The sequence below is a fragment of the Pseudolactococcus hodotermopsidis genome (genome assembly GCF_011170085.1).
Classification (GTDB): domain Bacteria; phylum Bacillota; class Bacilli; order Lactobacillales; family Streptococcaceae; genus Pseudolactococcus; species Pseudolactococcus hodotermopsidis.
This window is the reverse complement of sequence record NZ_BLLI01000074.1, coordinates 1-9,338: the sequence shown is the minus strand read 5'-3', so window position 1 is coordinate 9,338 and position 9,338 is coordinate 1. Positions and strand designations below refer to the sequence as shown.

The following is a 9,338-nucleotide window of genomic DNA, read 5'->3' as shown; positions in this document are numbered from 1 at the left end:
TTCAAAAATATTTCAAAATATAATCAATAACTTTGGTATTTCAAAATATTTCTACGAAAATAACTTTTAAAATAGATTAACTAAAAATTAAATCGATAACTTACATGTATATTCCAGAAAAATTAAATTTATGAAACGCCCGTGATCAACAAATGTATAGATTTGACAAGTTCATTCGTTATATTAATGAGGGGAGGTGGGGTGACGTTGGAGTTGGACGGATTTGAGCAGATGTTGGTGGTGTTGGCGCGTGAGGTTTCCTATTATTTGCATAAAAATGGGGCGAGTCGTGAGGATGCTGAGGACATTGCTCAAGATGCTTTGGTAAAAATTATCAAGACGAGCAATATCATTCCGCCGAGTGATATGAGGGCTTGGTTGTATAAGGTGGTGATTAATCATTTTCGGGATATGTATCGGTGGAAAAAGCGGTATGCTGAGATTCTTGAGGAAAATTTTGCGACGTTTGATGAAAAAGTCGCAGAATTTTAGATTAAGCGCTTGGAAGATTCCTATGTGAGCCCGACTATACTGCGCTTTTGCTCCTTTGTTATGACGAGCCGCTGAGTTATGAGGAGATTGGTTTTCTCTTGGAAATGAAGTTAGCGACGGTTAATACCAAGTTGTATTGGGCGAAAAAGGCGTTTAAAAAATATATTTAGAGGTGAAAGAAAATGGCAACTTATAAATTTGATGTGGATAAGTTTGAAGAATTGACGAAGAAGAAAAAAAGTATTTTGAAACTAGAGTTAAATTTATGGCACCTAATGTGGCCACAATAGATTATGGTTCTTCAGGGCTTGCGCTGTATAATGGGAGAACAACTATATCTGTGCAAAAAGATGTTGCTGGTTATAGGTTGGAGTGGGGAAGGTTGAGGCACGTTATAATCTTATTGATAAAGTAGGTAAGGCAGATTTTTGGGAAATTGGTGACACTTCTTATCCTGAGGGGGGTGAGATGACTTTTTATAATCCAAATACGACCTACGAATTTATAACGATTCCTATTCAAAAAAAGGCAATCAAAGAAGGGAATTACACAAAAAAATATGGGAAAAGAGGCTCGTCATGGTCAGTATTTCCAGAAGATTTATATCAAGCGGTTAGCGTTCCAAATGATTTAGCAAATGTTGTGAAAACGGAGAAACGTGTGGTTGAAGTCGGCATTTCATTTGACAAGCCTTATACTTACGAAGAAGTCAAAAAAATGCTGCCGAATAATCTGATGCAAGCCTGGTATTGGGTCAATTAGGGGACGCAAACTGATAAAAAAACAGAGCATCTTTATTTAGAAGATGAAAATGGCTTGGCTGAGGTTTTTGAGACTTTGAAAAAAGACTGCGGGTGAAATGAAATAAGGAAGAACGCGCGATTTTGGATGCTATTTTGACAAATAATCATTTGATAAATAAAAAATATGCGTTATTAAATAGCATTGTCTTGACTGGCAGAAGTGAAAATTTCCAACAATTAGAGGGCAAATCTTGGATACGAGCGCTGTCTGCTGGTGCAAGTGCGGAAATTGTGCCCGACAAAAAAACATGATACTTGAAAGCGTTGCGCCATAGACGCAAAGCATCACCATGTGCCGAGTAACCGCAGGCGCAAACTTTTACCGCTTATACTGGATTTATTTTCAGCACGCGCTTGGTTTTGTAACGTTTTGCTGCCAATACTGACTTTTTTTGCTCGAAAGGGATTTGTTGGGCATGAAGTGAGTTAAATCAAAAAGTTAGTCGAAATCGGCTAACTTTTTGATTTATTTCACAATTTTGTTCAAAATTGATTTGAGTGGGAAATAGAGTAAAGAGACGATAAGAATTGTGCCAATACCGTTGATTGCGGTGGCTAGGAGTGATGTGAAAGCAGCGGCAGCGGCTGGCATAAATGTTGCGCCTGCAATCATTGCGTTTATCAGTCCTTTTAGGAAGTCTGTGATGAGTTTGACTGCGACCCCAGAAGTTGTCGCGAGTGTAACCGTCCAGATTTTATTGCCAAAAAACTTGTGGAAAAGTTTAAAAGTAATCTGAATGGTCAGGGCAACGAGGAGGTTTCCAGCGAAAACGACGGGCATGCCGACTGCATAGCCGTTCATGACATCAAAGAGCGCAAGCCCGATAGCGCCTGAAAAAGTGCCGTAGCCAAGACCGAGATAAAGCGCAGCGAGGGCAACGACGGCGTTTCCGACATGGAAAAATGGCGCACCGATAGGCGCTAGGATAGAGACATGAAGCGATTGAATTGAGACGTAAGCGAGTGCTGCAAAGAGCGCAGACAAGATGAGTTTTTTCGTTTTGTTATGCGTAATTTCTGAGTTCATGTGTTTTCTCCTGTTTCGTGAGTCATATTGCGATAAGCCCCATGCCAGATGTGTCCGAGATAATTATTGAAAGGTGCGCCTTGGCTGATTGCTTCGTGAACAAACGTTTTAGCGATTTTGACAGCGTTTAACAGACACTCGCCATTTGCCAAACTAGCGGTAATTGCGGCAGCGAATGTGCAGCCTGCACCGTGATTATTGTCGGTGTGAATCATTGGTTTTGTCAGTTTGTGAAAATTCTTGCCGTCGTAGAAGAGGTCGATAGATTGAGCGCCGTCAAGTCGTCTGCCACCTTTGATAACGACATTTTTCGCACCGTAGTTATGGATGATTTTGGCGGCATTTTTCATATCATCAGTTGTTTTTAAATCGCCCATTCCTGATAAAATGCCAGCTTCTACCAAGTTTGGCGTTGTAATATCTGCCACAGGCAGCAGAAGTTTGCGAATGCTATCAGCATTTTCTGACAGAAGAATCCCAGCCGTTCCTTTACAAGCGAGGACAGGATCAATCACGATGTTTTTCGGATGATAATGATCAATCATCTCGCGGACAACGGTAATCGTGCGAATATCGCCGAGCATGCCAGTTTTTAGTGCGTCAGGATTGCCACCCGCAAAAATCGTTTTGAGCTGTCGGCGCACCGTTTCGGGGGAAATTGTCTCAATATCATGTGACCAATTATTGTCAATAGCCATGGTCACAATTGATGTGATGGCGCTCATACCAAAGGTATTGAGTTCTTGGAACGTTTTCAAATCGGCTTGTAAACCCGCGCCACCAGTTGAGTCACTGCCAGCAATTGTCAAAGTTTTCTTCATAAAATTTCCTTTTTCCGTATTTGCTTATAGCTTGTCTTTTATTGTATCATTTGATATAGTAAAAGAAACAACCAATTGGCTTGTTTTTTTACCAACCAATTTTAGGAGACGTCAGATGTGGGAAATTAAAAAAGAAGCTAAAACACCGATTTATCAGTCAATCATGAAATATATCACGCAAAATATCCAAAACGGTGTGTTACTGCCAAGTGAAAAATTGCCCTCAGAACGCAAACTTGCTGAGTTGATAGGGGTCAACCGCTCAACAATTGTGCGGGCAATGGATGAACTTGTGGCAAAAGGCATTCTAAATCGTCAACAAGGCAGTGGGACTTTTGTCAATAGTGATAAGTGGGGCTTGCTTAGCGAGCCTGTTGTTGACTGGCACGAGATGATTGCTAGCAATCCGAGTGATGAAAATGCGCGATTTATGGTGAAACTTAAGGAAAAACTGACAGGAAAACAGCCTTTTTTGGATGCATATACTGGCGAATTGCCACTTGATTTAGTACCAGCTTTTGAGTTTCCGCAGATAAATTGGCGTGATTTTATTCAAGAGGATAAAAATCAGGATGAATTAGGTTATTTTCCATTGCGACAGGCGATTGCTGACTTGGTAGCGCGTGAATACGCCCTTAAAATGCCTGTTTGGCAAGTGATGATAACGTCAGGAGGTCATCAGGCACTGTTTTTGCTTGTTCAAACATTGCTAAATTCAGGCGATTCTGTGGCGATTTGTCAGCCCTCATTTTTGTATGCACTCAAATTATTTCAAACGGCGGGGAGTCGTTTGTTTGGGGTGCCAATGGATGCTGAAGGAATGCGACTTGATGCGTTAGAAAATGAGATTCTTAAGCACCGTATCAAGTTGGTTATACTCAATCCAACGTTTCAGAATCCAACTGGTAGCACCATGTCACTAGCCAGACGAAAAGGTTTGATTAAACTTTGCCAAGCCTATAAAGTACCGATTATTGAGGATGATGCGTTTGGTTTTCTACCATTTGACACAGCAAAACGCTTACCACCTTTGAAAAAATTAGACGCTCAGAACGTGATTTACATCGGCTCGCTATCGAAAATCATTGGTTCAACGACAAAAATTGGTTGGATTAGTGCGCCACCTGCTGTGCTTGAAAAATTGTCGGCTGCGCGGGCAGATCTGGACTTGACTTTGAGCATTTTTCCGCAAGTTTTGGCGAAATTTGCGTTAGCTGATGCCTCATTTGAGGAGAAATTAGCTGACTTGCGTAAGCAGATTCAAGCGAGAATGACTTACTTTTTCGATAAAATTGGGAATGAATTTGTTTGTCTGCGACCATCGGGCGGTTTTTATATTTGGCTGAAACTTCCGCAGCCAGTAATCAATCGACTTTTTGATGAAAATATTCTGTTTCTGCCGAGTTTCATTTTTGGTGATAAAGTGCCTGCTGTTCGGCTAAATATCGCGCGCTTGAATTTTGCAGAAATTGATTGTTTGGTTGCAAAGATAAAGGGATAAGCGTTTTCTTGTGAATACAAAACTTGCATGAAACGACTGTTTTCATGCAAGTTTTGTATTATAAATTATCAATAACAGCCTGCCGTGCTGCAATGAGGTTGACAAGACTTTCTGCGACTTCGGCATTGCTACGTGTTTTCAGACCACAGTCTGGATTGATCCAAATTTTTTCAAGCGGTAGTTCGGCGAGAATGTTGTCAATGGTTGTGGTCATCTCGCTGACAGATGGCACGCGTGGCGAGTGAATATCATAAATGCCAGGACCGACTTGAGTTTGGAAATTGTTAGCCTTGAGCGCTTTGAGAATTGAGAGGTCGGAGCGGCTTGCCTCAAATGAGATAACATCTGCATCCATATCGTCAATGGCTTTGATAATATCCTCAAACTCGGCGTAACACATGTGCGTGTGAATCTGCGTTTGAGGTTTGACCTTGCTGTGAACGAGTCGAAAAGCAGGAATTGCCCAGTCAAGATATTGGCTGAACCAGTCGGACTTGCGCAAAGGCAGTTTTTCTCGAAGCGCTGCCTCATCAATTTGGATGATTTCAATACCATTTGCCTCTAAATCAAGAACTTCTTCTTGAATAGCGAGAGCGATTTGTTGTGCTGATTCGCGCAAGCTAATATCCTCGCGTGGAAATGACCAATTGAGAATGGTAACAGGTCCAGTCAGCATGCCTTTGACGTGTTTTTGGGTCAGAGATTGGGCATATTTGCTATAAAAAGTTGTGATTGGTTGGTGACGCGTTACATCGCCCCAGATGATTGGCGGTTTGACACAGCGTGTACCGTAGCTTTGCACCCAAGCGAATTGTGTAAAGACGTAGCCGTTGAGGTTTTCGCCAAAAAATTCAACCATATCATTGCGCTCAAACTCGCCGTGGACGAGGACATCAAGTCCGATTTCTTCTTGGTATTGCACGCATTTCTTGATTTCTTCTAGGATGAATTTGTCGTAATCTTCACGTGTTTTCGCGCCTTTGCGATAGGTTGCACGATTGGCGCGAACCTCGCGCGTCTGTGGGAAAGAACCGATTGTTGTTGTCGGCAAAATTGGCAGATTAAAGTGGGCTTTTTGACTATTTTCACGTTCTGAAAATGCTGGTGTGCGGGTGAAATCGGCTTCGGTCAAGTTAGCGATTTGCTTGAGTAACTCAGTATTGCGGACAATCCGTGTGCCGTCAAATAACCGTTTGTTTTTAATTAGCGCTTCAGTATCTGAATTTGTCAAAATGCCTTTTAGTTCGGCTAACTCGGTTAATTTTTCCTTGGCAAAAGCAAAATGTGCCAAAACTTGATTTGACAGCTTTTCTTCATTTTCTGTCGTGTAGGGAACGTGTTGGAGCGAACAAGAGGTACTAATGGTAAGAGTTGTTATGTTTGACAATTTGTTCAAAAGTTCAAGCGTTTGGCTATACTGGTTACGCCAAATATTTTTGCCATTGATAACACCTGCAAAAAGGGCGGCATTTTTAGGAAAACCGTGTTTTTGGACGAGTTCAAGTGTCTGAACGCCCTCGACAAAATCAAGTCCGTATCCGTCAAAACCGAGCGCTGTAATTGTTTCATAACCGTCACGAATGTCGCCAAAATAGGTTTGGAGCAAAGTTTTGACAGAACCACGAGCTGCGAGAATTGGCTGATATAAGGCTTTGAAAAGTGCCAAATCGTCAAGGCTCAAATCCTTAACAAGCGCAGGCTCGTCAAATTGAAACCAGTCAACATTAAGGTTACCAAGTTCAGTCAAAAGCGCTGTAAATGCTGTGACAAACGGCGTAATGAAATCTGTCGCTTTTCTACCATCCTTGTAATCGGCTAATTTTAAAAGCGTAAAAGGGCCAATAATGACAGGACGAGTTTTGATACCGTTTTCCCTAGATTCAATCAACTCATCAACTAACTTGCGCCCAATGTAGCGAATATCTGTTGCGCTGTCAAATTCAGGCACCATATAATGGTAATTGGTGTTGAACCATTTCTTCATCGCAAGCGCCTTAACGTCGCCGTTTTTGCCTTGATAGCCACGAGCTTGAGCAAAGTAGGTATCAAGTCCCCCTAACTTCAAATCTCGATAGCGTTTTGGGACAATGTTGAAAAGATTTGCCGTATCGAGAACTTGGTCGTAAAAGGAAAAGTCATTTGAGGCAATATAATCAATGCCAGTTGTTTGTTGTAGCTGCCAATGCTTAATCCGAAGCGTGCGGGCGATGTCTTGCAAATTGTTTTCAGAAATTTCTTTGCGACAATATGCTTCAGTTGCGAATTTGAGTTCCCGCTTTTCGCCAATGCGCAAGAAACTGCTGACTGATGTTTGGATCATGACCGATTTTCTCCTAATTTTTTGAGTATGAGAAAATTTTATCATGTGGCAGTTTTTTTGACAAACAGTTAAAATCTTAGGTTTGATATAGTTAATAGTTATAACTAAACGTAACTTTGATATAATAAATAGCTATATCGTTGGTATGGTAAAATGGATTTACAAAAATAGAAAATCGCCTGAAATCAATGTTTTTAAAACAGTTTTCAGGCGATTTTTCTATTTTTCATTTGACAATATCTTGATAAGAAACAACAATTTTGTTGTTTAACACTTTTCGGTCGTGGTCGTTGAGGACTTCGCTTTCAGAAATATCAACGATACAAGAATTTGTGAGACATTTGACCAAAATGCCAGTCACTACCTCATCAAGCGCACTCGAAAAGCAAGTAATGCGCTGTCCATCGTGAAACAGGGAAGTGTTGCTGCTCTCGGAAGAGGGCTTCGGCGGGTAGGACGAAAAATTCGTATAGGTTCTTTTAGCTGTCATGTGTGGCTCCGTTTCTAGCTCTATCTCAATTATACCACATATAGAGAAGTGGTAGAGCTGATTTGTAACGAAAATGTAATATTTTTCTTATCTTGTCAAAATCTGCTCGGGAATTTGACTGAAAATGAGACTAGCAATCAATAATTGTCATGAATAGGCCATGGGAATATTCACTGTAATTGTTTGCCCCCAAATGACAAGAAAAGTCTCGGGAGTTGACTGTTTAAAGATAAAAGTCGCAACCAAACTCTACGAGAGAGTACCTTGGCAAAGTAGCTTAGATGTTACTTATATTTCAAAGCGCCAAAGGGCCAAAATAAAAGAAGATTATTTAGCAGCAGTTCCTTTCAAAATTGCGTCAATTGGAATTGATTTGACAAATGAAATCCAACTTTTATTGGATGAAGTACTGGTCGCTATTACTAGATTTGATGCTATTCAGCAGGAGAAAAAGTATTCTTTTCCTGCTTTACTGTTGCGAAGTGAATCGGCTGCGAGTTCACAAATCGAAAATCTTACCTCAAGTGTTCGAAATATAGCGCTAGCAGAGTTGAACGTTGAAGCATCACATAATGCTAAATTGATTTTGGGTAACGTTAAAGCTATGCGTGAAGCTATTAAATCTGATTCAGATATTGACAAAGATGTTATCAAAGAAATACACAAGAATTTGATAGAACCCTCTGGAGAAGATTTTGGTGGTCATTTTCGTGATGAGCAAGTTTGAATTGGCGGGAGTTCTTATAGTCCGCATGATGCTTTATTTGTTCCACCAGTTGCTAATCGAATAGATGAGTATTTGAATGATATGATTTCTTTCTCTAAGCGAGAAGACCTAAATCCAATTGTCAAAACGGCGCTATTTCATGCACAATTTGAAACAATTCATCCTTTTGTGGACGGTAATGGCCGTACCGGTCGGACACTTATCCATCGGATGTTAAAATCAGAACAAATTCTTTTATCTGTTACCTTACCCGTATCAAGTGGTTTATTAGCCAATATCGAAAGCTATATGGCCGCAATAAAGGACTATCAAAATGGTAATCCCTTACTTATTATTGTTCAAATCTCAGAGGCTTTAAAATTAGCGGTAAGTATTGGCACTAAGATTAGCCAGAAAATAGATAAAACGTTAGATACTTGGATGGTCACGATTGACCAAAGACGAAATAAAAATCTTGTTAATCTCCTGTATCTATTAGTTGAGAACCCAGTTGTTAATTCGCAGCTACTTTCTGAAAAAATGGGCATCAGTCTACGTACAGTGAATAATTTGTTAAATAGAGCTAAGGAATACCAGATTATTAGGCAAATTGGGACAGAAAAACGTGGTATTTACTATCAATCTGACGAAATCATATCTATTTTTGATGAAATCAGTGATACGAAAGGTTTATATCGACTCTTTTCATAAATTAAGTTTTGGAATGGAAATACTTGAACTAAAATTATTTATGCTTCAAAATTTGGATAAGAAACGAAATGGTGTAGCAGTAGTTGGTCATGGAGTTAATATGCAAGAGTTATAGATAGGTGATAAAAATGACCTGCTACTAGTTAAATGGTTCGTTAAAAAACACGACAAACGCATGAAATGAAAATTTTGTCTCAAAAACTTCAAGGTGATAAAAACAATCAATTTGCAGTTGATGTTTCAAAAAATTATAGATTGATTTTTAATGGATATGATTCTTTTGAACAGCTATCGCTTATTAGACTTCTCCCGAAATTAAATTTCGAAATTGATAATACCGCAAATTAAGGACGCCCGAAGTAAGTGCCTCTTTCTTCGATTACGATATTTCTGAGCCATACACTTAAAGGTTTTGATTTTAGCATTGATATTCTCAATCAAAATTCTTTCCCTTGAAATACGTCGAT

The 9,338-nt window shown here is 39.9% G+C and carries 10 protein-coding genes and 1 pseudogene; 7 read left to right on the top strand and 4 right to left on the bottom strand.

The genetic code is table 11. The features are described from left to right. Window positions 1-186: 186 nt before the first annotated feature. The 4 genes and pseudogenes from Hs30E_RS09600 to Hs30E_RS09585 all read left to right on the top strand — a co-directional run bounded on the left by Hs30E_RS09600 (window position 187) and on the right by Hs30E_RS09585 (window position 1,547). Entirely contained in the window at window positions 187-492 is a 306-nt protein-coding gene (locus Hs30E_RS09600; RefSeq protein WP_172209733.1) for an RNA polymerase sigma factor, read from the top strand. A 41-nt stretch (window positions 493-533) separates the two neighbouring features. Next, window positions 534-662 (top strand): annotated as a pseudogene (locus Hs30E_RS11615) (hypothetical protein); the annotation flags it as partial. A gap of 202 nt (window positions 663-864) precedes the next feature. After that, entirely contained in the window at window positions 865-1,254 is a 390-nt protein-coding gene (locus Hs30E_RS09590; RefSeq protein ID WP_228462044.1) for an anti sigma factor C-terminal domain-containing protein, read from the top strand. Between the two features lie 134 nt (window positions 1,255-1,388). Next, entirely contained in the window at window positions 1,389-1,547 is a 159-nt protein-coding gene (locus tag Hs30E_RS09585) for a hypothetical protein (RefSeq protein ID WP_172209731.1), read from the top strand. Window positions 1,548-1,761: 214 nt separating this feature from the next. Here the strand turns inward: Hs30E_RS09585 and Hs30E_RS09580 are convergent, their stop codons facing one another. Further along, on the bottom strand, window positions 1,762-2,322 hold the full coding sequence (locus Hs30E_RS09580; RefSeq protein ID WP_172209730.1) for an ECF transporter S component: 561 nt from the start codon (window positions 2,320-2,322) through the stop codon (window positions 1,762-1,764). Then, a complete protein-coding gene (gene thiD / locus Hs30E_RS09575) occupies window positions 2,319-3,143 on the bottom strand; it encodes a bifunctional hydroxymethylpyrimidine kinase/phosphomethylpyrimidine kinase (RefSeq protein ID WP_172209729.1) in 825 nt (274 codons plus the stop codon). The genes Hs30E_RS09580 and thiD overlap by 4 nt, the downstream gene beginning before the upstream one ends. A gap of 115 nt (window positions 3,144-3,258) precedes the next feature. Here thiD and Hs30E_RS09570 point away from each other — a divergent pair, with 115 nt between their 5' ends. Beyond that, window positions 3,259-4,644, top strand: coding sequence for an aminotransferase-like domain-containing protein (locus tag Hs30E_RS09570; protein WP_172209728.1), 1,386 nt, complete (start codon window positions 3,259-3,261; stop codon window positions 4,642-4,644). Window positions 4,645-4,702: 58 nt separating this feature from the next. Here Hs30E_RS09570 and metE read toward each other — a convergent pair whose 3' ends face one another. Together metE and Hs30E_RS09560 are read right to left on the bottom strand one after the other, a co-directional pair. Next, window positions 4,703-6,961, bottom strand: coding sequence for a 5-methyltetrahydropteroyltriglutamate--homocysteine S-methyltransferase (gene metE, locus Hs30E_RS09565; protein WP_172209734.1), 2,259 nt, complete (start codon window positions 6,959-6,961; stop codon window positions 4,703-4,705). A gap of 229 nt (window positions 6,962-7,190) precedes the next feature. After that, window positions 7,191-7,454, bottom strand: a complete 264-nt coding sequence (locus Hs30E_RS09560; RefSeq protein ID WP_172209727.1) for a hypothetical protein — start codon at window positions 7,452-7,454, stop codon at window positions 7,191-7,193. Window positions 7,455-7,614: 160 nt separating this feature from the next. On the opposite strand from Hs30E_RS09560, the gene Hs30E_RS09555 reads away from it, so the two are divergent. Both Hs30E_RS09555 and Hs30E_RS09550 read left to right on the top strand, forming a co-directional pair. Continuing rightward, window positions 7,615-8,181, top strand: coding sequence for a Fic family protein (locus Hs30E_RS09555; RefSeq protein WP_172209726.1), 567 nt, complete (start codon window positions 7,615-7,617; stop codon window positions 8,179-8,181). Beyond that, window positions 8,182-8,871 carry a Fic family protein gene (locus Hs30E_RS09550; RefSeq protein ID WP_228462045.1) on the top strand — a complete coding sequence of 230 codons (690 nt, stop codon included), beginning with the start codon at window positions 8,182-8,184 and terminating at the stop codon, window positions 8,869-8,871. Window positions 8,872-9,338 lie beyond the last annotated feature (467 nt).

Bases quoted from the DNA above. Each gene is read 5' to 3' on its own strand.
- Hs30E_RS09600 (WP_172209733.1), top strand. From the start codon at position 187: ATGAGGGGAGGTGGGGTGACGTTGGAGTTGGACGGATTTGAGCAGATG.
- Hs30E_RS09580 (WP_172209730.1), bottom strand. From the start codon at position 2,322: ATGAACTCAGAAATTACGCATAACAAAACGAAAAAACTCATCTTGTCT.
- thiD (WP_172209729.1), bottom strand. From the start codon at position 3,143: ATGAAGAAAACTTTGACAATTGCTGGCAGTGACTCAACTGGTGGCGCG.
- Hs30E_RS09570 (WP_172209728.1), top strand. From the start codon at position 3,259: ATGTGGGAAATTAAAAAAGAAGCTAAAACACCGATTTATCAGTCAATC.
- Hs30E_RS09560 (WP_172209727.1), bottom strand. From the start codon at position 7,454: ATGACAGCTAAAAGAACCTATACGAATTTTTCGTCCTACCCGCCGAAG.
- Hs30E_RS09555 (WP_172209726.1), top strand. From the start codon at position 7,615: ATGGGAATATTCACTGTAATTGTTTGCCCCCAAATGACAAGAAAAGTC.